Here is a 21918-nt window from a genome sequence, read left to right as displayed (position 1 = left end):
CCGGCCTTGCCGGTCCGTCCCCCCGGATCCGAGATCATTGCGTCGCCGCCATCGCGGCCATGTCAAATCAGACATCCAAGTCATAAGCACACACAACGAATTTCTTCCCTGATTACTTGCGTATGACCTGGAAAATATTATCCACACGTAAGCATGACATCACTTAATAAAATTTCACGCGTTTATTTTTTGCTTCCCTTCCGCAAATTGCTTTCGACAATATCTTAGAAAGAGACTGAAAAAACCATCATGCGCCGACGATCACTGAAAACGTGGTCTTCGGAAAGTGTTTGACGCGCGCATTAGCAATATAATTGGCGAACAAGGCGCCTTGATTTGATCGGAACCGGAAAAATGAGCCACAAGTTCAGAGACTCTTTTTGATATCTCGTTGATGAACAAACATCCCGAAACAAGAATGGATTGCGACCATGAGTATTCTTGTGGGGCAATGGCGATTGTCGGCTTGGCGCCGGATCGCGGGAGACGGCACCGTCACCTATCCCTTCGGTGAGGACGCGACCGGCCTGCTGATCTACACGGCGGACGGCCACATGGCGGTGCAGATGACGGCCGCCGGCCGGCCCAAACTGGACACCACCGATCCGCGCGGTGGCGGCACGGAGGAACGCGCCGCGGCCTATTCCACCTCCTTGGCCTATGTCGGCCGTTATGAGGTGAACGGCGGCGAGGTCACCCACCGGCTCGGCGGCTGCAGCTTTCCCAACTGGTCGGACACGGTGCAGGTGCGTCCCTTCACCTGCGACGGCGGCCGGCTGGTGCTGCGCACGCCGCCCAGCCAGATCGACGGCATCACCGTGGTGAACGAGATGGCGTGGATTTGGGACGGACCGCCCCGCGACCTCACCCATCACCCCGCGGCCGCAGATTCCGCCCCCCGCTCTGCGCCGTCCTCCCTGCCACCCGACCCGACATCGAGCGGAGACCGTCCGATGACCCAATCCCAGACTCAGCCCGCCCGCGCCCGGGCGGCGGCCCACACCGCCGTCCTGGACAAGCATCCGCCGCGGGCGGCGCACCAGCAGACCGACCTGGCGTCGCTGGCCCGCTACATGTTCCTGCTGATGCTCCGCAATGTGACCAGCGACGGCTACGTGATCGAGGACCCGACCCGACCCGGCCAGTTCTCGCTGCCGGGCTGCGTGGTCGCCGCTCCGTCCTATCCCGCCAACACGCCGGGCGTCGATCAGGACTACGTCTTCAACTGGGTGCGCGATGCCGCCATCACCGCGCTGGAACTGGTCGAGGGCGACCTGCCGGAATCGCCCGACGGCAGCATCGAGGCGCTGAACGACTACGTCCTCTTCGCCCAGACCTGCCAGAACAACGCCACTCCGACGCTGGCGCACGCCTGCTTCACCGTCGACGGCCAGTCACGCCCGTGGACGGAGCAGTCCGACGGGCCGGCGGTCCAGACCATCGCCCTCCTGCACGCCTACTCCCAGCTCAGCGGTTCGTCCCAGGTCATCGCCAAGCAGGTCATCGCCCGCAATCTGGAGTTCCTGCTGGGCAATTATCAGAACCCGACGACGAACCTCTGGGAGGAGCATCAGGGCCTGTCCTTCTTCGCCCGCGCGGTCCAGCTCCGCTGTTTCCGAGAGGTTGCCGCCAACACGCTCGGCATCCCGGTTCCGCAGGGAACCGCCGACGCGGCCAACTGGCTGGAGCGGGCGTTGGAGAACCACTGGAACGGCCAGTGTTACGTGACGCTGCTCGCCTCCGATTCCTCTCCCGGTGTGTCGGCGGTGGCGGGCAACCTGAATTACGACCCGAACATCGACATCGTCTGCGCGAGCGTCTACGGTGCCGTGCCGGTCACCGACACGAAGTTGCTGGCCACCGCGGCCGCGCTGCGCGGCCAGTGGGCGGACGATGGTTCCGCGTGGCAGTATCCGATCAACGCCGACGACCGGGCGCGCGGAATCGGTCCGCTGCTGGGCCGCTATCCCGGCGACATCTATGACGGGGACGTGTCCGATCCGGTGCAGGGCGGGCATCCCTGGGCGCTGTGCACCGCCAACCTCGCCGAGCTGTATTACCGGCTCGCCGCCGAGATCGAGAGCACGCAGGCGGTTCCGCTGGACGACCTGTCGCGACCCTTCTTCGCACAGGTGGGCATCACCGACCCCCAGCCGCCCGCCCAGGTGGCCGAGGCCCTGCGCGGCGCCGGAGACGCCATGCTGCGCGCGGTCGTCTTCCACAGCGACCATTACGAGCTGAGCGAACAGTTCGACAGCCGGTCCGGCTACGAGAAGAGCGTGCGCAATCTGACCTGGAGCTACGCCGCGTTCCTGTCCGCCGTCCGCGCCCGCACCCCGCAGCAGCCCGTGAAGACCGCCCTCCGCAAGACTGCGAAGGCCCGCCGGCCGGAGGGCGTCTGATGTCCGGTTCCGTGGAGTCCGGCCGGCTGGACGACTTCGTCGGCCTGTCGACCCTGCTGACCGGGTTCGACGCCGTCCACCTGCTCGGAACCGGCTTGGCTGCGGAGTATCTGGCGGTTCTGGACGCGGTGCTGCCGGAGGATGTCGTCGGCGATCTGATGTCCGCCTACCGGCAGTTGCCGCGGGGGCCGGAGCGCGAGCGGGCGGCGGAGGCCGAGATCCTCGGCGATCCCCGCCTGGGGCCGGTTGCCCGCAACCTGATCGTGCTCTGGTACTGCGGCACCTGGACCCAGCTTCCCCCGGCGTGGCGCGCCGCCTTCGGTGTGTCGCCGCTGGACACCAGCCGCGTGGTCTCGGCGGCCGCCTATCAGGCGGGTCTGCAATGGCTGGCCGCCGGAGCGCACGCGGCGGGAGCGAACCCGCAGGGTTACGGCGCGTGGGCCATTGGCCCGAAGGGCGCAGGGGGCATCGGCCCGGAAAGAGGTGCGGCATGAACAAGGACGCGGCCTTCGACGCGGTCATCGTCGGCGCCGGCGTTGCCGGCGCGCTGATCGCCAAGCGCCTGACCGACGCGGGCCTGACCGTGCTGGTCCTGGAAGCCGGCCCCGGGACGTCGCGCGGTCTGGACGACTACACGCGGCATCTGGAGCGGTTCTACGCGGCCAGCGCCAAGAGCCCGGAGTCGCCCTGGCCGCCCGCGGTGGGCGCGCCACAGCCGGACACCACGGCGCTGCGCAACAACGACGGCTACTTCGTCCAGCGCGGTCCCAACCCGTATGGCAGCAGCTACACCCGGCTGTGGGGCGGCTCCACGCTGCATTGGCTCGGCGTATCGCTGCGCATGCTGCCGGAGGATTTCCGAATGCGCTCCCTGCACGGCGTGGGGCGCGACTGGCCGCTGGACTACACGGCACTCGCCCCCTACTACGAGCGGGCGGAGCGGGCGATCGGCGTGTCCGCCGACGTCGCCGATCAGAGCTATCTGGGCGTGACCTTCCCGGACGGCTATGACTACCCGATGCGGCGCGTTCCGCCGAGCTATGCCGACCGTGTGCTCGGCGCCGCGGTCGACGGCATGCCGATCACGCTGGGCGACGAGGAATTCGCGATCCGGGTGCGCAGCTACCCGGCGGCGCGCAATTCCATCCCGCGCGGCGACTACCGGCCGGCCGGCGCGGTGGACATCCGGGCCGGCGATGGCTCGTCCATTCCCCCCCTCCAGGGGGAGCGCTGCCAGGGCAACACCTCCTGCACACCGATCTGCCCGGTTCAGGCGAAGTATCACGCCGGCAAGACGCTGGCGCAGGCCGACCTCCGCTTCCTGACGGTGCGGGTGCAGGCGGTGGCGTCGAAAATCCTTGTCGATCCGGCGAGCGGCGCCGTGCAGGGCATCGAATACAAACGCTACGACGACCCCGAAGCGGCGTCCCACACCACGCGGGTCGCCACCGGCCGCACCTACATCCTGGCGGCGCATGCGGTGGAGAACGCCAAGCTGATGCTCGCCTCGGGGCTGGAGGGGCCGCGCGGCCACGTCGGCCGGACGCTGATGGACCACCCGGCGCTGTATGCCTGGGGGCTGGCGCCGCTCGACGTCGGCGCCTACCGCGGGCCGCAGTCGACCTCCGGCATCGAGGAGCTGCGCGGCGGCGCCTTCCGTGCCCGCCATGCGGCCTTCCGCTTCGACGTGGGCAACGACGGCTGGCGCGCCAGCACCGGGGCGCCGGACACCGCCGTGTCCGACGCGGTCATGACGCGCAACCTGTTCGGCCCGGCGCTGCGGGCGCAGCTCGGCGCGACGCTGCCGCGTCACGTCCGCCTGTCGCTGGCGGTGGAGCAGCTTCCCGACCCCGACAACCGCGTCAGCATCGACCCGGGCTATCTCGATCCGTTGGGCAACCCGCGGCCGGTGATCGACTACCGGATCGACGACTACACGCTGGCCGGCATGGCCGCCGCGTCGGATGTGGCGCGCGCCGTCTTCCGCCGCGCCGGGGTCACCGACTGCACCGACCCGTCCAAGGGAAGCTGGTTCCCGTCGGTCTTCTACCGGGGCCGCGAGTTCCACTACCACGGCATGGGGCACTTCGCCGGGACTCACGCCATGGGCGCCGATCCCGCCGGATCGGTGGTCGACGCCGACCAGCGCGCGTGGGAGCACCGCAACCTCTTCCTGGTGGGCTCCGGCAGCTTCCCGACCATGGGCACGTCCAACCCGACGCTGACGCTGGCGGCGCTGGCGCTGCGCACGGCCGACCGGCTGGTCGAGAGTCTGCTCCCATAGAATCAGAATCATTCAACAAAATCAACTTGCTCAGAGTGGAGGATGCGCGTGCTGTTTCCAATTGACTCGGCGCGGCGGACGGACATCGATGCGGTGTCCGCGGATGACCGGTACGACGCTGTGATCGTCGGTACGGGCATCTCCGGCGCCATCATCGCGAACGAACTGAGCCGGGCCGGCAAGCGCGTGCTGGTGCTGGAGGCGGGAACGGGAACCGACCGGACGCTGTCCGGCTACGAGAAGTACCTTTCCAACTTCTACGGCGCGTCGTCGAAAGACAACCAGTCCCCATACCCTGCCAACCCCAACGCCGCGATGCCGCGCAGCCCGCTGCTGCGCAAACTCCAGCCGGGCGAGACGGACAGCTCCACCTACATGGTGCAGTCCGGCCCCTACGTCACCGACACGACCTTCACCCGCGTCTTCGGTGGCACGACCATGCACTGGGAGGCCAAGACTCCCCGCATGCTGCCCGAGGACTTCAAGATGCGCAGCCTGTTCGGGCAGGGGCTGGACTGGCCGCTCGGCTACGACGAGCTGGAGGCCGACTACCGCACGGCGGAGCGCGAGATCGGCGTGTCCGCCAACGTCGAGGATCAGGCCTATCTGGGCCTGCACTTCCCGAAGGACTATGTCTTTCCCATGAAGGGGCTTCCGCTGTCCTATCTGGACAAGCAGGTCGCCCGGGGCATCGACGATACCCGGGTCGAGCTGTGCGGGAAGTCCTACCCGATCAAGATCCGCCCCTATCCGCAGGGCCGCAACAGCATCCCCAACCCAGCCTACGACGGCGGCAAGGGCTACGTCCCCGTCGGCGCCGTCAACACGCACCAGGTCGAGGAGGGGGAGCGCTGCCAGGGGAACACCAACTGCGTGCCGCTCTGTCCGGTGCAGGCCAAGTATCACTCCGGCAAGACGCTGGCCAAGGCGCTTCACACCGGGCGCGTCGATCTGCTGGTGCAGGCGGTCGTTTCCAAGGTCGTCACCGATCCCGGCAACGGGAACGTCACCGCGCTGGAGGTCAAGGTCTACCGGGAGCCGCAATCGGCGGAGCACAGGACGATCACCGTCAAGGGCACGATCTTCGTGATCGCCGCGAACGCCATCGAGACGCCGCGGCTGATGCTGGCGTCGGGCCTGCGCGACAGCGCCGGGCTGATGGGCCGCAACCTGATGGACCACGCCTACCTGCTGAACTGGGGGCTGATGCCGGAGGTGTGCGGCACCATGCGCGGCACGAGCTGCACCGGCGGCATCATCGATCTGCGGGCCGGCGGTTTCCGCCGCCACCAGGCTGCCTTCAGCGTGGACATCCACAACGACGGCTGGGGCTGGGCGACCGGCGCGCCGTTCAGCGACCTGACCGAACTGGTGGACCAGCAGAACCGCTTCGGGGCCGAGCTGCGCCGCGGACTGATCGACCGCATTTCGCGCCAGCTTCTGCTCGCCTTCATGATCGAGGTGCCGCCGACAGAGAGCAACCGCGTCACCGTCGATCCGCAATACACCGACCAGCTCGGCAACATGCGGCCGGTGGTGTCCTTCACGGTGCCGGAATACTCGATGCGCGGCGCCGCCTACGCGCGGGAATTCTCGAAGACCGTGTTCGCCCGCCTGGGCGTGGCCGACCACACCCGCTACGACCCCGGCGACTACGGCTACGTGACGTATGAGGGCCAGGGCTACGCGATCCGCGGCGGCAACCACATCGCCGGCACGCACATCATGGGCACCGACAAGAGCAACTCGGTCGTCGACACCGACCAGCGCTCCTGGGACCACGCGAACCTGTATCTGGTCGGCGCCGGCAGCATGCCGACGATCGGCACCGCCAACGTGACCCTCACCCTCGCCGCGCTCTGCTACCGGAGTGCGCGCGCGATGCTCAAGCAACTGCACTGACGCAAGGCGCGCCTCCTCAGAGGCAGCGCAAGACGATCGGAGGAAACCGTGCCTTCCAGCAAGATCACGACACTCTCTGAACTGAAGGACTACCTGTATCTGGCGATGCAGTTGGAGCATGCGACGCTCCCGGCCTATCTCACGGCGCTGTATTCGATCAAGCCGGGAACCAACACCGACGCCGTCCACATCCTGCGGGTCGTGGCGGTGGAAGAAATGCTGCACCTGTCCATCGCGGCGAACCTGCTGAACGCCATCGGGGGAACGCCGGACTTGGCGCACCCGGGCTTCGTTCCGTCCTACCCGACCTACCTGCCGGACGGTGAGACGGACTTCAAGGTCGGCATCACGCGCTTCGGCAAGGAAGCCGTGGAGACCTTCAAGAAGATCGAACGGCCCAGCAAGGGCGACGGCCGGCTGGTCCGCCGGTCCTACGCGCCCGGCACCTCGGTCCTCGGCCGGCACCCGAAAAGCGACGAGATGCACTTCTACAGCATCGGCGACTTCTACAAAGCCATCGAGGACGGTTTCGAACTCCTGGAAGCCGAGGCGCAAGGGCTGGGCAAGACCATCTTCATCGGCGACCCCAAGCGGCAGGTCACGTCGGAATACTACTACTCCGGCGGCGGCGCGCTGTTCGCCGTGACCGACCTGGAGAGCGCGAAGCGCGCCATCACGCTGGTCATGACGCAGGGCGAGGGCACCCCGACCAGCATCTACGACAACGACGGCGAGCTGTCGCACTTTTACCGTTTCGACCAGTTGACCCACGGGCGCTACTACCAGAAGGGCGACGAGCCGCACCACCCCACGGGGCCGGCCCTCTCGGTCGACTGGGAGGCGTCCTACCCCATCGAGGCGAACGTCAAGCTGGCCGACTTCCCCGCCGGGACCGAGCTGTACGACGCGGCGCAATCGTTCAACCAAGCCTACGCGAAGTTCCTGAAGGCCATCACGCGGGCCTTCAACGGCAAGCCCGAGCTTCTGCTGACGGCCGTGCCGCTGATGTTCGATTTCCGCAACCTGATCACGGAGCTGGTGCGCAATCCGCTGCCCGGCAGCGCCGGCCGCAACGCCGCGCCGACCTTCGAGATCGACGCCGTGACCGCGGCCGAATCGCTCGCCGCCGCCCGGCAGGAGGTGGTGGCATGAGCGCGGCCAAGACGGGAGACGCAAGCCGTCTCGACCAATTCCTCGCCTTTTCCGCGGAGGTGACCGCCTTCGGCGTGGTGGAACTGCAGGGGACCGGCCAGGCCGAGGCCTATCTTCAGACGGTCGACGACGTGGTCGGAGCTGCGCTGGTGGACGAGTTGCTGGTCCTCCACGCCAAGGCGCCGCGCGCGACCGGCAACGAGGGGCGCGCGGCGCGCGGCGCCCACCTGCGCCGGACGATCTTCGGCGACGGAAAGCTGGGGCCGGTGGCCCGCAACATCGTCAAGCTCTGGTACTCCGGCGTTTGGTACGAGCTGCCGGGTGCCTGGACCGAAACTTACGGGCCGGCGCCGCAGGACGTCACCTTCGTGGTGTCGCCCTCCTCCTACGTCGAAGGGCTGCTGTGGACGGCCATCGGCGCTCACCCGGCGGGCGCCAAGGCTCCGGGCTACGGCTCCTGGGCCGCGCCGCCGCGCATCCCTCGTTTCGCGGACGACCCCGTATCTCCGCCGTCCGCCGAGCCGGTGGACGGAACGGTGGATGCGGAGCGCGTTCCGGCCTGAGGCGCCGCCCCGCTCCCATGATCGTGATGCCCGGTCCCGCGCCGGGCATTCCCCGAATCTTTGCTGAAGGACCGTCACGATGAGCTTCACGACCCCCAAGCTGTCACGGAACAAGGTTTGGCTCGGCATCACGCCGACGCTCTGGTGGAACGACGACTTCCTGAACATCGACATCGGCATCCCCTTCGAGCAATGCGTCAGCGAGATGGCGCTGGCCGGTTATGTGGGGTGCAGCATCGGCCACAAATACCCGACCAATCCACAGACGCTGAAGGCGGCGCTGGACCTGCGCGGCCTGCGCGTGTCGGAGCCGTGGGTCAGCACCTACTTCACCATCGAATCGATGAAGGCGCAGACCATCCAGAAGGTCCGCCAGCAGCTGGCCTTCATCAACCAGGTGGAAGGCCATGAGAACGACCCGCGCCGCGCCGATCTGGTGGTGGCGGAGTTCGGCGGCGCCGTCAACCCGCTGCCGGTGGCGCTGTACCCCAACGCCCCGACCTTCAACGACCGCCAATGGGACGAACTGGCCGCCGGCCTCAACGAGATCGGCCGGATCGCCCGCGAGGAAGGCCGTCGCCTGTGCTATCACCCGCACATGGGCACCGGCGTGATGAAGCAGGCGGCGGTCGAGCGGCTGATGGCGGTGACCGATCCGGACTTGGTCTTCATGCTGCTGGACACCGCCCATCTCTACTGCGGCGGCGCCGACCCGCTGGAGATCACGCGCAAATACGCGACCCGCATCAAGCACATCCACCTGAAGGACTTCCGCGAGAGCGTGCTGAGGGAGATGCATGCCAAGGGCATGTCCTTCCAGCAGGGAATCGAGGCCGGCATCTTCACCGTGCCGGGCGACGGCTCCTACAAACACTTTCCGGAGATCCTGTCGATCCTGGGCGAGGTCGGGTTCGAAGGCTGGCTGGTCATCGAGGCGGAACAGGACCCGGCCAAGGCCAACCCGCTCCAATACGCCAAGATGGCGCGCGCCTATCTCCGCGAGCAGTTGGGGTGGTGACCATGAGCAAGACCGCCAAGAGGGACATAAACCTCAGCTTCTTCATGTTCACGGCGAACCTGCAGCCGGGCAACGAGGCCTACACCGAGGTCATCATCCGCCACATCAAGGCAATGACCGAGTTGGGCTACGACGGCTTCGACCTGCCGATCCACCCGGTGCAGACCACCGACCACGCGGCGGAGGTGGAAAGCTACACGCGCATGCGGCGGGCCTTCGACCGGGCCGGCCTGGAGGGCGTCCGCTTCACCACCAACGTCGGCACCACGCGCACCTTCGACCCCACGTCGCCTTACCGGCAGCAGCGCGAGCAGGCGCTCGCCTACCTGAAGTCGCGCGTGGACATCACCGCGGTCCTGGGCGGCGCGTCCGTCATGGCCGGGCCGTTCGTCTTCCCCTACGGCGTGTTCCCGACCACGGACGACGGCGACCCGATCTGGAGCGACGCGCTGCAGGAATGGCTGAAGCCGCGCTACGAGGTGGCCCGCCCCGTCCTGCAGGAGCTGGGCGAATACGCGGAGAGGAAGGGCGTCAAGCTGGGGATCGAACCGGTCGACCATTGGGAAACGCCGGCCCCCAACATGGTGTCGGACGTGCTGGACTTCCTGCGGGGCGTCCAGACCGCGCAGACCGGCCTGACCATCGACAGCGCCCATGTGGTGCTGGGCAGCAACGGCCCGCTGGTGTTCGAAGACAACCTGCGCACCGCGGTGGCGCAGAAGCGGCTGCATTATGTGCACATCTCCGCTCCCGATCGCGGGGCGGTGCACGACAGCTGGATTCCCTGGGGCACGTTCCTTCGCCCGATCCTGCCGGTCTATCACGGCCCGCTGCTGGTCGAGGTGTTCAACGCCGTTCCGCCCTTCACCAACCTTCTGCGCCTGACGCGGCGGAAGTTCTGGATTCCCGGTGAGGACGAGCCGGAGCCGGGCCTGCCGAGCGCCTACGACATCGCGCGCGAAGGGCTGGCAACGCTGGAGCGCGAGATCGGGCGCCTGAGCCACACCCACTGACCGGCCTCCCCATGACCACGGGCGCCCACGAGGTGCCCAGCGAGGACATCCAATGATCAACGACAGCCAGTCGATCCTGCTCGACAAGCCTCAGGACCCGGCGGAATGGAGCGCCGGCACGACGTTGCGCGGGGTGGCGCCGCAACTCGCCACGGCCGACCGCCTGGGCGCGCTCAAGGATCTGCCCGGTTTCTGGGAGGGCACCGGCTTCAGCCTGATCGCCCGCCCGGACTTCTCCGGCAACAGCCCGAACGGCTTCTTCCTGGAGTTGAACGAGCTGCGGGAAACCATCGAATTCACGACCATCGGCTCGCCGGTCTTCAACCGGGGCAGCCTGCAGGATGACATCGCCATCTTCGGGGTCACCTACCTGCACCGGGTGACCGATGGCGTCACCGGCGGCGCGCTGCACATCGAACCGGGCATGTGGCTGAACATCCCGGCGACCACCGAACCGAAGGCGGACGCCAGCGTCGCACGCCTGGCCACCATTCCGCACGGCAACGCCTTCACCACCGTCGGATTCGTCCAGCACGCGGAGTTCGACAGGCTGCCGGACATCCCGCCGGCCAACACCGTGCCGTTCGACGTCGGCGGCCAGCCGCCGGCGCCAGGCACGAAGAACCCCTACCCCGAGTACGACCTCGGCACGCCCAGCGCCTTCCGCAGCAGCCCGCTCCCCGCCTCCATCACGCAGGCCATCATCGACGATCCGAACCAGATGCTGCGCGACACGCTGACCCGGCAGGTGGACGAGCAGGGCATGACGCTCAAGACGATCACGCGCCTGATCACCTCCACGGCGTCGGCCGGCGGCATCGAAAACATCCCGTTCATCACCAGCAACGCCGACACGCTGAGCCTGGAATCGGTGTTCGCCATTGAACTGGTCGCCGATGCGTCGGGCACCGAGTTCCTGCAATTGCAGTACTCGCAGACCGCGTTGCTGAACTTCAGGGGGAAGAGCTTTCCGCATGTGACGGTCGGGACGCTGATCAAGGCGTTCTGATCCGGGTGGAGGTGCGGTCGGACATCCTCCGATCCGGGGCCAGGCATGGCCCTGAACGGCCTCCGGAAGACGCCGACAGGCCGGCCGGAGGTCAGCCAGGAGCGTCGGGGCCGTGGTCCAACACACCATGGCCCCGACGCTCCACCGTCATGACGATGGGCGGAATGCGAAAAAGCAGAAAAGGAGTCGGCACGTCTCACGTGTTGTCAGGTTGCTATCGGGACAGGAAGGACCGATTTCACCGAAAGCATGGCCTTGCGCGCCTGACCTGCTCAGGAGGCTCCTCGATCATGCCCGCGCTGTTCGCCGCGGGCATGAGTCGAATCCGTCGAGGAGTGCCGCGACACGGGGACGAAAGGAAAGGAGCATGAGAGCGACACGACGCGCCGTTCTGCACGGTGCCCTGGCCGGAGCCGCGTTGATGATGCCGTTGCGCGTCCGGGCACAGGTCGGAGACGCACCGGTTCGACGCATTCCATCCTCGGGGGAAGCCATTCCTCCCGTGGGGCTGGGCACTTGGATCACGTTCAACGTCGGCGACGACGCCGAACTGCGCGCGGAATGCGCGGCGGTCATGCAAGCCTTCTTCGAGATGGGGGGCCGGATGATCGACTCCTCACCCATGTACGGCTCCTCCCAGGCGGTGGTCGGAGACGGTCTCCGGAAGTTGGGGCGCTCCGCCGCCCCGTTCGCGGCGGACAAGGTCTGGATTTCTTCGGGAGCACGCGGACCGTCGCAGATCGAAGAGTCGCGCCGCCTGTGGAACGTGCCCCGCTTCGACCTGCTCCAGGTGCACAATCTGCTGTCCTGGGAAGAACATCTTGAGACGCTGTTCGCCATGAAGGCGGCCGGTCAACTCCGCTACGTTGGCATCACGACGTCGGAAGGGCGACGCCACGACCTGTTCGAAGACATCATGCGCCGACAGCCTCTCGATTTCGTGCAACTTACCTACAACATCGTCGACCGCGAGGTGGAGGAGCGCATCCTGCCGCTGGCGGCGGACCGCGGGATGGGCGTGATCGTCAACCGCCCGTTCCAGCAGGGCGTGCTTCTCCGCCGGTTGTCGGGCCGCCCCCTGCCCTCCTGGACCGCCGACATCGGCGCGTCCAGTTGGGCGCAGTTCGTCCTGAAATTCATCATCTCCCATCCCGCCGTCACCGTGGCCATCCCGGCGACCAGCCAAGTCGCGCATGTACGCGAGAACATGGCCGCGATGGCAGGGCCGATGCCCGATACCGCAATGCGACGCCGTATGGCCGATTACGTCGGGCACCTTTGATGACGGAATGGTGGACCTATTCGACCGAAGACTTCCTGCTCTTCAGCCCCCGCACCTACTGGCGGCTGATCGAACGGCACAACGAGGCGCTCTGGCCGGCGCATGTTCCGTTGCTGCTGCTCGGCGCCATCATTCTGCTGGGTCTCATCCGGCCTCGCCCCTGGTCTCATCGGGCGATCGCAGGAACCCTGGCCGTCTTGTGGGCGTGGTTGGCCTGGAGCTTCCTATGGGAACGCTACGCCACCATCAACTGGGCGGCATCCTACGTGGCGCCGCTTTTCGCGCTTCAGGCCGCTCTGCTGGCCCTGATCGGGAGCCGGCTTCGCTGGTCGCTCTCATGGACAGGGCGGGCGGCAGCGGGGCTTGCGCTGTTCCTCTATGCGCTTGCCCTGCACCCGCTCGCAGCGCTCCTCGCCGGACGGTCCCTGCGTGGAGCCGAAGTCTTCGGCATCACACCGGACCCGACCGCAATCGCCACCATTGGCTTGGTCATGATGGCGGACGGGCGATGGTGGTGGTTGCTGCTCGCCGTACCGATGGCGTGGTGCCTCGCCAGTTGGGTGACCTTGCACAGCATGGACGCACTGGAGCAATGGGTGTTCATGGCGGCGGCGCTGGTTGCCCTCGTCCCGGTCGTACGGCGTCGCACCGCCCAGCCGGCGCCGACCGGGCATTCCCGGCGGTCGTGACGCCGACCTGCCCATACAGCCGGCCCATGAACAACTCCATGATCGGCCGGCCGCATGGCCCTTTCGCACATGGCTGCGCCATGTGCTGCCGGGTTTGAACCGAAGGCATTTGGTGGACGCCATCAAATGCCTTCGGCATCAAAGGTTGCGCACCGCTCCACACATCATTGTGACCGGAACATCGGCGGCTCGACTGCCGCCTACCCCACCACCTGCCGGTACAACGCCGGCAGCGCTTTCGTCAGATGCGTGACCTGCGGGAAGATCGCATAGCCGCCGCGGCCGAACAGATAAGGAAAATAGTCTCGCGCCTCGGCGTCCACGGTAATGCCGAACAGGGCGATGCCCTGGCGGCGGGCCTCCTGGATCGCCACGCGCGTGTCCTCGATGCCGTAGCGTCCCTCGTAGTGGTCCACGTCGTTGGGCTTGCCGTCCGACAGCAGGATCAGCAGGCGGTGGCGGTTGGGCCGTTCCGCCAGGCGCGCGGCGGTGTGACGCAGCGCCGCCCCCATGCGGGTGTAGTGGCCGGGCTTCAGCGCCTGGACGCGGCGCTGCACCCGGGCGCTCAAAGGCTCGTCGAACGCCTTGACCGTCTGCACCCGAACCCAGTCGCGCTTCTTCGAGGTGAAGGCGAAGATGGCGTGCGGGTCGCCGCAGGCGTTCAGCCCGTTCGACAATGCCAGCAGGGCCTCCTTCTCGACATCCAGCACGCGGTGCCCGTCCACCCAGCCGTCGGTGGACAGCGAGGTGTCGACCAGCACCGCCACCGCCAGATCGCGCGCCGCGTTGCGCGCCGCCTGATAGACGCGGTCGCTGCCCGCCCCGCCCGCGCGCTGGTCGGCGCAACGGCGCACCAACGCCGTGAGGTCGAGATCGTCGCCGTCCGGCTGGCCGGTGAAGACCATACGCTTCGGGCGCAGCGCCTCGAACTGACGGCGGACCTGCCGGATGCGGCGCAGGGCGGCCTCGTCGGGCGCCCAGTCCTCCCCATCCTCCGGCGCGGGTTCGGCGACGACACGGCAATGGGCTGGGTGATAGGCGCGCCGGCGATGGTCCCATTCCGGATAGGTCAGCACCGCCGTCAGCGGCGCCGCGTCCACGGCGGCGGGAGCCAGTTCGAGGTCGAGCTTCAGCCGGGTCGAGGGCTTGCGCTGGTGCTGGGCGAGCGCGATTTCCTCCATGTCGTCAGCGGCCTGGCGTGCGGCATCCTCGTCGTCGTCATCGACCGGGCGGGGGATGTTCATCATCTCCGCCAAACCGAAGATCTTCTCGAAGCGGTTCAGGATCAGCGGGTCCTCGCGCTGCACCTGATCGCTGTCGCGCCGTGTCGCCTTCCGGCGCTGGCCATCGCTTTCGGAAGAGGGGGCCGCGCCTCCATCCTCCTCAGCATCGGAATCCGCCGCGGCACCGGACGGCGCGGGCGCCGAAACCTCGCCCCACAGCGGCACCGGCAGGAATGGCTTGTAACCGGCCGGGGCGTTGAAGCGGTCCAGCGGAACCGCCCCGTCCAGCACCGCGCCGCCGTTGCCGTCGCCCAACAGAGACAGCACCGCCGCCTCCACCATCGCCTCATCCTTCGGCAGGGAGCGCCTGGGCCGGACGGCGATCAGCCCCGTGCACAGATCCCCGTGCAGGCGGGTCAAACCCGGCCAGCGCGCGAGAACCCGCGCGGTGGTCGCGTGGGCCTGCCGCAGCGCCCGCACATCGGCCCGCAGCGGGTCGGTAGGGGGAGCGCCATCAACCTGCGCATGCGCGAAGTAGGCAGCCAGCCATTCGTAGAGCCGCTCGTTCAGCGCCGTATCTGGAAACACGTCGAGCAAGGCGGGAAGCTGCAGCACGTCACCGTCCAGCACCGGCCGCTCGAGCCGCTCCGTGCCGAGGCCGATGCGCTCCAGCACCGACAGGCGGTGACCGGAGGAAGCCCGCGCCGCCGCGGCCAACCTCACACCCCGGTCGCCGCCCAGCCCGCGGAAGAAGACCGCCAGCCGGGGCCGGATCGCCTCCAGCGTCACCGCGGCGTCCGGATGGTGCGGCAGGCTCGACCGCCCACCGACCAAGCGGTGCCAGTGGCGGCCGATGAACTCCTCGGGTTCAAGCAGCGACAGCATGGTCCGTTTCCCTTATCCCAGGGCGATGTCGGCGACGCGCAGCAGCGCCTGCCGCACGTCGGCATCATCGGTCAGCGGTTCGATCAGCGCGGTGCGGATGGCCCGCTCGGGCTTCACGCCGGAGCGGATCAGCGTGGCGCAATAGACGAGCAGACGGGTGGAGACGCCCTCCTCAAGATCCTGGCCCTTCAGGGCGCGCAGCGCGCCGGCCAGTCGGACCAGCGGGGCGACGCGCCCCTCCGGCAGGCCGCTCTCGCGGGCGACGATGACGGCCTCGTCCTCCGGCGCCGGAAAGTCGAATTCGATGGCGAGGAAACGCTGGCGCGTGCTGGGCTTCAGGGTCTTCAGAACGTTCTGGTAGCCGGGGTTGTAGGAGACGACCAGCATGAAGTCGTCCGGCGCCTCCAGCAGTTCCCCCGTGCGATCCAGCGGCAGCAGGCGGCGGTCGTCGGTCAGCGGGTGGAGCACGACGGTCACGTCCTTGCGCGCCTCCACCACCTCGTCGAGGTAGCAGACGGCCCCCTCGCGCACGGCGCGGGTCAGCGGGCCGTCCGCCCACACCGTGTCGCCGCCCTTGAGCAAGTAACGCCCGGTCAGGTCGGCGGCGGTCAGGTCGTCGTGGCAGGACACGGTGTAGAGGGGACGACCCAGCCGGGCCGCCATGTGCGAGACGAAGCGCGTCTTGCCGCAGCCCGTCGGCCCCTTCAGCAGCAGCGGCAGGCGGTGGCGGAAAGCGTGCTCGAACAGCTCGCACTCGTCGGCGACGGCCTTGTAGTAGGGGATGTCGAGGTCGTCCGCGACGGCCTTCAGGGCGCTGCGGGTCATGGGTGTCTCCTCGAAAACGAAGGCGAAAGCGGAAGGCGGAAAGGAGAGGTCCCCTCCCCCGGCGCGCGGAGGAGGGGAAGGTCCTGATCACTCGGCGGGCTGCACGGCGGCGCCGATCCCGGTGGTCTTGCGGGACGCGGGCACCGGCCCGAGCAGAGCGTAGAGATAGAGGACGGCGCCGATGAACACCGCGGCACCGGCGGCCAGACGCACCCAGTAGAAGGGGGCGATCTCCGCCTGGACGGTCATGTAGTCCATGCCCATCACGCGCTGCAGGTGGACCTGCACGACCCCGGCGAAGGTCAGGGCGAAGGTCATCACCGTCATGCCGCCGGTCATCAACCAGAAGCTGGCCTTGTTGAGGGTCTGGTGGTAGGGCGCGACGCCGCGCAGATGCGGCATGGCGTAGCTGAAGATGGCGAGGTTGATCATCACATAGGCGCCGAAGAAGGCAAGATGCCCGTGCGCCGCCGTCACCTGCGTCCCGTGGGTGTAGTAGTTGACCCAGGACAGCGTGTGCAGGAAGCCCCAGACGCCGGCCCCGAAGAAGGCCGTCACCGCGCAGCCGACCGACCAGAGCAGGGCGGCCTTGTTCGGGTGATCGCGCCCGCCCTTCAGCACCATCTTCACCGCGAAGACGACCATGAAGAAGAAGGGGGCGACCTCCAGCGTCGAGAACAGCGAGCCGATCCACTGCCAGTAGCCCGGCGTGCCGATCCAGTAGTAATGGTGCCCGGTGCCCAGCAGGCCGGAGAAGAGGGCGAGACCGACGATGGCGTAGAGCCACTTCTCGACGATCTCGCGGTCGACGCCGGTCATCTTGATCATCAGGAAGGCGAGGATCGAGGCCATCACCAGCTCCCACACGCCCTCGACCCACAGGTGGACAACGTACCACCAGTACATCTTGTCCAGCGCGAGGTTGGTTGGGTTGTAGAAGGAGAACAGGAAGAACAGCGCGATGCCCCACAGCCCCATCACCAGGATGTTGGTGATGACCGTGCGCCGGCCCTTCAGCACCGTCATGGAGATGTTGTAGAGGAACATCAGCGCGACGACGACGATGGCGACCTTGATCCACGTCGGCTGTTCCAGGAACTCCCGGCCCTCGTGGATGCGGAAGACGTAGCCGACCACGGCGGCCAACGCGCCGAACATGAACAGGCCGAATTGGATGTAGGCCAGCTTCGGGCTGTGCAGCTCGCGCTCCGCCTCCTCGGGGATCAGATAGTAGGCAGCACCGAAGAAGCCCATCAGCAGCCAGACGATCAGCGCATTCGTGTGGATCATCCGCAGGATGTTGAAGGGAAGCAGTTCCGACAGGACGTTGGGCAGCACATAGACCGTGCCGGCCAGCAGGCCGACCAGGAGCTGCACGCCGAACAGGGCCAGCGCGCCGTAGAAGTAGGGCAGCGCGACCTTTTGCGATTGGTATTTCATGGCCTTTCGTCCTTCGTCAGCCGGAAATCTTGGGCGGCCAGTTCTGGGTGTTGATGCGGCTGGTCCACTCCAGGAAGGCGGCGAGGTCGTTGACCTCCTGCTCCGTCAGGTGGAACTGCGGCATCTGGCGGCGGCCTTCGATGCCGCTGGGCTGGGCTGCCATCCAGCCGGCCAGGGCGGCGCGCGCGCCCTCCGGGTCCTTGTCACCGCCGTAGCGGATCCAGACGTTGCCCAATTCCGGCGCGAAATAGGCGCCCTCGCCCAGCAGCGTGTGGCAGTTGATGCAGGAGTTCTTCTCCCACACATGCTTGCCGCGGGCGACGCTGTCGGTCAGCCCCTTGCTGTCGGTGCCGGTGTTGACGACGTAGATGTGGCTTGCCGCCGTCAACGAGACGAAGGCGGCGAAGAAGAAGAGCGATCCGCCGTAAAAGATGTTCCGGGCGGCCGCTTTGGTGAAGCGTTCCGTCATGCGTTCGTTTCTCCTGGGTCAGGCCTTCGTAGAACGGAGGGGCCGTGAGCAGCGTTGGTTGTGCGCCATGCCGGAGAAAGTTGACTGATTTGGTGCGACTATCCTTGACGGCGGTCAAGTGGACAGCCGCGTTTCGAACGCGAGGAGTCGACGGTCTTTTGCGGCGATCGGTGCTGGGGAAGGACTGGGCATGTGGGACGTCCCACATGCCCAGTCTTTGAAAACACGAGAAGCGCTCCGTCGATGTGGGACGTCCCACATCAGGGGCCAAGCACCCTCACTCGGCGCTCTGGAGAATGGCGTCGATTTCCGCGCGCAGTTGAAGCAGGCGCTCGCGGTGTGCCGTGTCGAGCAGGTGACGCTGTTCGCGCACGACGGCCACGTCGCGGATGATGCGTTTGACACTCGCCTGGAGCGTCCGTTCCGGATCGTGCGGTCCCGCTTCGCGGAGGGAAGGCGACTGCCCTTGCGCGTGGTCGCGCTTGGCCTGCCGGACGGCCTTGACGGAGGCTCCCTCCTTCGCCTGGGCCCACAGCGCCGGGCGCAGGTCGGCCGGAGCGGCGGCGATCTCGATCAGCACCGACCGGGACACCCGCGTACAGGACGCCGCATACTCTTCCAGCATGTCGGCCGGCAAGGTCAGGATGGCCAGCAGCTTGGTGATGTCCGTGCGGTCCTTGCCGACGACCGCCGCCAACTCGTCGTGGGTGTAGCCGTGCTTCTCCACCAGACGGGCGAGGGCGGCGGCATACTCCACCGCGTTGAGATCAACCCGCTGGACGTTGTCGATCAGCCCGATCTCGTCCGGGTCGCCAGAGGTGAGAATGGCGAAGACCGTCTTGCGGCCGAGGATCTCGTGGGCGCGCACCCGGCGCTCGCCGCCGATCAGCAGATAGTCGCCTTGCGGCAGCGGCCGGACGAGGATCGGATTCTGCAAGCCGTAACGGTCGATGGACGCGGCCAGGCTGCGCAGCTCCGCCTCGTCGAAGTGGCGGCGCGGCTGGTCGGGATTGCGGTGCACCCGGTCGATGTCCAGCTCCACCACGTGCGGGAAGCCGGACGACGTGCCGAACAGCTTGTCGGTGCCGATCGACAGGGTGGAGGTGCCGCCCAGCAGCTCCTTCGTCTTGCGCTCGAACTTACGCGACATGGCTGGTCTCCCGCTGCGTGGCGTAGGCGCGGATCTGGCGGGCCACCTCGCGGAAGGTCTCCGCCCCCGGGGCGCCCGGATCGCCGGCCAGCGTGATCATGCCGGCGGCGGCGGCCTTGCCGTAGACCGTGGCGCGGGGGATGGGGGGGAACACCGGAACCTGCTTGGCGTAGGATTCGCGCAGCTCCTGAAGCGTCGCGCGGTCCTGGGTCAGGCGCTCGTTGTACATGGTGGGGATGATGCCGGCGATCTTCAGCCTGGGATTCACGCGGCGGCGGATGCGGCTGATGGTATCGACCAGCCGCTTCACGCCCAGCAGGGACAGCGCTTCGGTCTGAACCGGCACCAGGACCAGTTCAGCCGCCGACAGGGCGTTGGCCGTGACCAACCCCAGATTGGGCGCGCAGTCCATCACCACGAAGTCGTAGACGTTGCGGACCTCGTCGAGCTTCTCGCGCAGCACGAGCCCGCCGGTGGAGTCGGCGGCCAGCTCGACGTCGGCGTCGGCCAGGGAAAGCCCCGCCGGGACGAGATCGAGCCCGCGTTCCCCGGTCGGAACGATCACCGACGAGATCGGCTCGTCGGAGCGAAGCACGAAATAAAGCGTTTTGCGCCGCTGCTCCAAGTCGACGATGGCGGCGTTGCCGACACCGACATGGACTGTCGCGTTGCTCTGGGAGTCGCAGTCGATCAGCAGGACTCGCGCCCCTCCTTCCGTCAGGGCATAGGCCAGATTCACCGCCGTGGCGGTTTTGCCCACGCCGCCCTTCTGGTTGGCGATCGCCAGGAAGGTCGCGGTGCGTGCACGATCTTCCGTGGTCTGGTCCACCAGGAAATCCTGGACCTGCTGGGGGATGCGCTCCGCCCCGCCTTCCCAACGGCTGATCTTCGCCTTCGTGTAGCTGCGGCCGAGCTGATCGTTGAGCCAATCGGCAAACTGCGTCTGGTTTTCCCCACGGCGCTCACGCAATTGGCGCATGTCATCCCCACCAAGCGGCGGCATCGTCATCCCCTTCGTCCGGTTTGGGGGATTCTGCGCAAGTTGCCGGAACTTTGTCAATGGACGCCCGCCCAGTTGCCGGAACCGAACGCGCGCGCCGCATCCGGTCATCCCATCCGGCGGACGGGGATCACCTCGCCCTGACAGGCCCCGGCAATCGCGCGAAGCCGCTGCGCCAGGACACGCTCCCGCGTGCAGGCCTCCTCGCACAGGGCTCGCATCTCGGCGATGCTCGGCCGCCATTTCCTCGTCCGACGCCAAGCGCGCGCCGCCGCATCGATGGCCCAGACCGGAAATTCGCCGAGATCCTCAACCCAGTCCATGGCCACCAGCTGCTCGACGTCGGGCGTCAAGCCCTTGGCCGGGAAATGCGACAGCAAAGCCAGCACACGGCCAAGCAGACGATCGGGCTCGGCCGGAGCCAGGATGGAGTCCTCCAGATCATTCAGCATCCGCCGCGCCGTGGCGGCTTGCCGGGCCGAAACGGTCGCCGGCGGAAACCATGTTTCCTGAAGCCCTTCGAAACCGTTGTCACCGAAGCGCGGGCGGTGTTCCGAGTGACCGGTGGTCAGGACCTCCCGCAGCGCGTCCGGGAAGGCGGCGATGAGGAGCCGGGACCGCTCCGCCGGCGCCATCATCGGGTCGAAGGGCAATGGAGAGCACTCCGGCAAAGGCATCATTGCAACGGACATCGGGACCTCCTCAGAAACGGGGGCGGGTGGTGGGCGGGATGCGCTGAGCGTCCTTGAGCTTGGCGTCCTTCAGCCGGGCCGCCACGGCCATCCAGGCGTCGACGCGCTGTTCGGCCACGCTTTGGCGGGCCTGGCCGATGCCCGTCACGGCACCCGCGGCAGGCAGGGCGGTTCTCTCCGCGGGCGCCTTGCCAGCGGCGACGTCCTGGGACAGCCAAGCTCTCCAGGCGGCCGAGACGTCGCGGTAGCGATAGCCGTGCGCCTGACAGCGCAGGACGAACCCCTCGACGTGCCGATCGAGATCGATGGCGCCGAAACGGTTCTTGGCCCAGGCGAAATCCCCGGCGGTGGGCATCCAGTCCTCAGGCACATCGCGCACCGGCCTGCGCCCGCCCGAAGCGTGCGAGTCCGGAATCTGTTCGGAATGGAGTTGTTCCTGACTCGGCGTTGGACAGGGGGCGTTCGTTGGCGAGTCATCCCTGTCATGATCCCGAACAGGGCGGATCTGGGGCTGGGCCTCGGCCTCGTTCCGGGTGATGCGCAGGCGGTACAGGCAGGACAGCCGGGAGCCGTCGCGGCCACGGCGGTGTTCAATGCCGACCAAGCCGATGTCGTCGAGACGCTGCAGGATGCGGTTGATGGTCGGGCGTGAGCGTTTCAACTTTGCCGCAAGCGTCGACTGTGACGGCCAGCAGACACCGTTCTCATCGGCGAAGGTCGCGAGCGCCGCCAGGACCGCGAAGCCGTCGGCGTCGAGATCGGGGTGGTCCAGCCACCAGGCGGGTATCTTTCCCCAACGGCTGGGGGTGTCGGTCGTGATGGTCATCCGGGGCTCCGGCAAAATCGTGAAACCGGCATGGGCCGGCGGTCTTGCGGGCAGGATTCCCCGACTGCACCGGACTCTCCAAAGCGCGCCCGTC

At 67.4% G+C, this 21918-nt stretch carries 19 protein-coding genes; 11 read left to right on the top strand and 8 right to left on the bottom strand.

Annotated features, from left to right (window positions below; translation table 11 throughout):
- The first annotated feature begins 431 nt into the window (after positions 1 to 431).
- The 11 genes from FHW79_RS13840 (at position 432) to FHW79_RS13790 (ending at position 13314) form a co-directional block, all read left to right on the top strand.
- Positions 432 to 2402, top strand: a complete 1971-nt coding sequence (locus FHW79_RS13840) for a glycoside hydrolase family 15 protein (protein WP_183179458.1) — start codon at positions 432 to 434, stop codon at positions 2400 to 2402.
- A complete protein-coding gene (locus tag FHW79_RS13835) occupies positions 2402 to 2896 on the top strand; it encodes a hypothetical protein (RefSeq protein WP_183179457.1) in 495 nt (164 codons plus the stop codon). The genes FHW79_RS13840 and FHW79_RS13835 overlap by 1 nt, the downstream gene beginning before the upstream one ends.
- Complete coding sequence (locus tag FHW79_RS13830; RefSeq protein WP_183179456.1) at positions 2893 to 4686, top strand: GMC family oxidoreductase; 1794 nt, start codon at positions 2893 to 2895, stop codon at positions 4684 to 4686. The genes FHW79_RS13835 and FHW79_RS13830 overlap by 4 nt, the downstream gene beginning before the upstream one ends.
- A 48-nt stretch (positions 4687 to 4734) precedes the next feature.
- The gene (locus FHW79_RS13825) at positions 4735 to 6588 is read left to right on the top strand and encodes a GMC family oxidoreductase (protein WP_183179455.1); all 1854 of its coding nucleotides are present in this window, start codon (positions 4735 to 4737) and stop codon (positions 6586 to 6588) included.
- 48 nt (positions 6589 to 6636) lie between these two features.
- A complete protein-coding gene (locus FHW79_RS13820; RefSeq protein ID WP_183179454.1) occupies positions 6637 to 7740 on the top strand; it encodes a ferritin-like protein in 1104 nt (367 codons plus the stop codon).
- Positions 7737 to 8303, top strand: coding sequence for a hypothetical protein (locus tag FHW79_RS13815; RefSeq protein WP_211108268.1), 567 nt, complete (start codon positions 7737 to 7739; stop codon positions 8301 to 8303). Before FHW79_RS13820 ends, FHW79_RS13815 begins: the two co-directional genes overlap by 4 nt.
- A gap of 79 nt (positions 8304 to 8382) precedes the next feature.
- Positions 8383 to 9321, top strand: coding sequence for a myo-inosose-2 dehydratase (gene iolE / locus FHW79_RS13810; RefSeq protein ID WP_183179453.1), 939 nt, complete (start codon positions 8383 to 8385; stop codon positions 9319 to 9321).
- 2 nt (positions 9322 to 9323) lie between these two features.
- Entirely contained in the window at positions 9324 to 10334 is a 1011-nt protein-coding gene (locus FHW79_RS13805) for a sugar phosphate isomerase/epimerase family protein (RefSeq protein ID WP_183179452.1), read from the top strand.
- A 52-nt stretch (positions 10335 to 10386) separates the two neighbouring features.
- Positions 10387 to 11343, top strand: a complete 957-nt coding sequence (locus FHW79_RS13800; RefSeq protein ID WP_183179451.1) for a heme-binding protein — start codon at positions 10387 to 10389, stop codon at positions 11341 to 11343.
- 367 nt (positions 11344 to 11710) lie between these two features.
- On the top strand, positions 11711 to 12625 hold the full coding sequence (locus FHW79_RS13795) for an aldo/keto reductase (RefSeq protein WP_183179450.1): 915 nt from the start codon (positions 11711 to 11713) through the stop codon (positions 12623 to 12625).
- Entirely contained in the window at positions 12625 to 13314 is a 690-nt protein-coding gene (locus FHW79_RS13790) for a DUF6064 family protein (RefSeq protein ID WP_183179449.1), read from the top strand. The genes FHW79_RS13795 and FHW79_RS13790 overlap by 1 nt, the downstream gene beginning before the upstream one ends.
- 200 nt (positions 13315 to 13514) lie before the next feature.
- Here FHW79_RS13790 and FHW79_RS13785 read toward each other — a convergent pair whose 3' ends face one another.
- The 8 genes from FHW79_RS13785 to FHW79_RS13750 form a co-directional block, all read right to left on the bottom strand.
- A complete protein-coding gene (locus FHW79_RS13785; RefSeq protein ID WP_183179448.1) occupies positions 13515 to 15422 on the bottom strand; it encodes a VWA domain-containing protein in 1908 nt (635 codons plus the stop codon).
- 12 nt (positions 15423 to 15434) lie between these two features.
- Positions 15435 to 16247: a CbbQ/NirQ/NorQ/GpvN family protein gene (locus FHW79_RS13780; RefSeq protein WP_183179447.1), complete on the bottom strand. Its 813-nt coding sequence runs from the start codon at positions 16245 to 16247 to the stop codon at positions 15435 to 15437.
- Positions 16248 to 16334: 87 nt separating this feature from the next.
- Positions 16335 to 17687: a cbb3-type cytochrome c oxidase subunit I gene (locus tag FHW79_RS13775; protein ID WP_183179446.1), complete on the bottom strand. Its 1353-nt coding sequence runs from the start codon at positions 17685 to 17687 to the stop codon at positions 16335 to 16337.
- 16 nt (positions 17688 to 17703) lie between these two features.
- Positions 17704 to 18156 carry a cytochrome c gene (locus tag FHW79_RS13770; protein ID WP_014199532.1) on the bottom strand — a complete coding sequence of 151 codons (453 nt, stop codon included), beginning with the start codon at positions 18154 to 18156 and terminating at the stop codon, positions 17704 to 17706.
- A gap of 277 nt (positions 18157 to 18433) precedes the next feature.
- Entirely contained in the window at positions 18434 to 19306 is an 873-nt protein-coding gene (locus tag FHW79_RS13765) for a ParB/RepB/Spo0J family partition protein (RefSeq protein WP_183179445.1), read from the bottom strand.
- Entirely contained in the window at positions 19296 to 20285 is a 990-nt protein-coding gene (locus tag FHW79_RS13760; RefSeq protein ID WP_247884351.1) for an AAA family ATPase, read from the bottom strand. Before FHW79_RS13760 ends, FHW79_RS13765 begins: the two co-directional genes overlap by 11 nt.
- A gap of 128 nt (positions 20286 to 20413) precedes the next feature.
- Positions 20414 to 20998: a hypothetical protein gene (locus FHW79_RS13755; protein ID WP_183179443.1), complete on the bottom strand. Its 585-nt coding sequence runs from the start codon at positions 20996 to 20998 to the stop codon at positions 20414 to 20416.
- Between the two features lie 10 nt (positions 20999 to 21008).
- Positions 21009 to 21824, bottom strand: a complete 816-nt coding sequence (locus FHW79_RS13750; protein WP_183179442.1) for a helix-turn-helix domain-containing protein — start codon at positions 21822 to 21824, stop codon at positions 21009 to 21011.
- Positions 21825 to 21918 lie beyond the last annotated feature (94 nt).

Source organism: Azospirillum sp. OGB3 (genome assembly GCF_014192915.1).
Lineage (GTDB): Bacteria > Pseudomonadota > Alphaproteobacteria > Azospirillales > Azospirillaceae > Azospirillum.
This window is presented reverse-complemented; position numbering and strand designations above follow the sequence as displayed.

Coding starts and splice junctions, on each gene's coding strand:
- FHW79_RS13840 (WP_183179458.1), top strand. CDS start 432: ATGAGTATTCTTGTGGGGCAATGGCGATTGTCGGCTTGGCGCCGGATC.
- FHW79_RS13835 (WP_183179457.1), top strand. CDS start 2,402: ATGTCCGGTTCCGTGGAGTCCGGCCGGCTGGACGACTTCGTCGGCCTG.
- FHW79_RS13830 (WP_183179456.1), top strand. CDS start 2,893: ATGAACAAGGACGCGGCCTTCGACGCGGTCATCGTCGGCGCCGGCGTT.
- FHW79_RS13815 (WP_211108268.1), top strand. CDS start 7,737: ATGAGCGCGGCCAAGACGGGAGACGCAAGCCGTCTCGACCAATTCCTC.
- iolE (WP_183179453.1), top strand. CDS start 8,383: ATGAGCTTCACGACCCCCAAGCTGTCACGGAACAAGGTTTGGCTCGGC.
- FHW79_RS13805 (WP_183179452.1), top strand. CDS start 9,324: ATGAGCAAGACCGCCAAGAGGGACATAAACCTCAGCTTCTTCATGTTC.
- FHW79_RS13800 (WP_183179451.1), top strand. CDS start 10,387: ATGATCAACGACAGCCAGTCGATCCTGCTCGACAAGCCTCAGGACCCG.
- FHW79_RS13795 (WP_183179450.1), top strand. CDS start 11,711: ATGAGAGCGACACGACGCGCCGTTCTGCACGGTGCCCTGGCCGGAGCC.
- FHW79_RS13790 (WP_183179449.1), top strand. CDS start 12,625: ATGACGGAATGGTGGACCTATTCGACCGAAGACTTCCTGCTCTTCAGC.
- FHW79_RS13785 (WP_183179448.1), bottom strand. CDS start 15,422: ATGCTGTCGCTGCTTGAACCCGAGGAGTTCATCGGCCGCCACTGGCAC.
- FHW79_RS13780 (WP_183179447.1), bottom strand. CDS start 16,247: ATGACCCGCAGCGCCCTGAAGGCCGTCGCGGACGACCTCGACATCCCC.
- FHW79_RS13775 (WP_183179446.1), bottom strand. CDS start 17,687: ATGAAATACCAATCGCAAAAGGTCGCGCTGCCCTACTTCTACGGCGCG.
- FHW79_RS13770 (WP_014199532.1), bottom strand. CDS start 18,156: ATGACGGAACGCTTCACCAAAGCGGCCGCCCGGAACATCTTTTACGGC.
- FHW79_RS13765 (WP_183179445.1), bottom strand. CDS start 19,306: ATGTCGCGTAAGTTCGAGCGCAAGACGAAGGAGCTGCTGGGCGGCACC.
- FHW79_RS13760 (WP_247884351.1), bottom strand. CDS start 20,285: ATGCGCCAATTGCGTGAGCGCCGTGGGGAAAACCAGACGCAGTTTGCC.
- FHW79_RS13755 (WP_183179443.1), bottom strand. CDS start 20,998: ATGTCCGTTGCAATGATGCCTTTGCCGGAGTGCTCTCCATTGCCCTTC.
- FHW79_RS13750 (WP_183179442.1), bottom strand. CDS start 21,824: ATGACCATCACGACCGACACCCCCAGCCGTTGGGGAAAGATACCCGCC.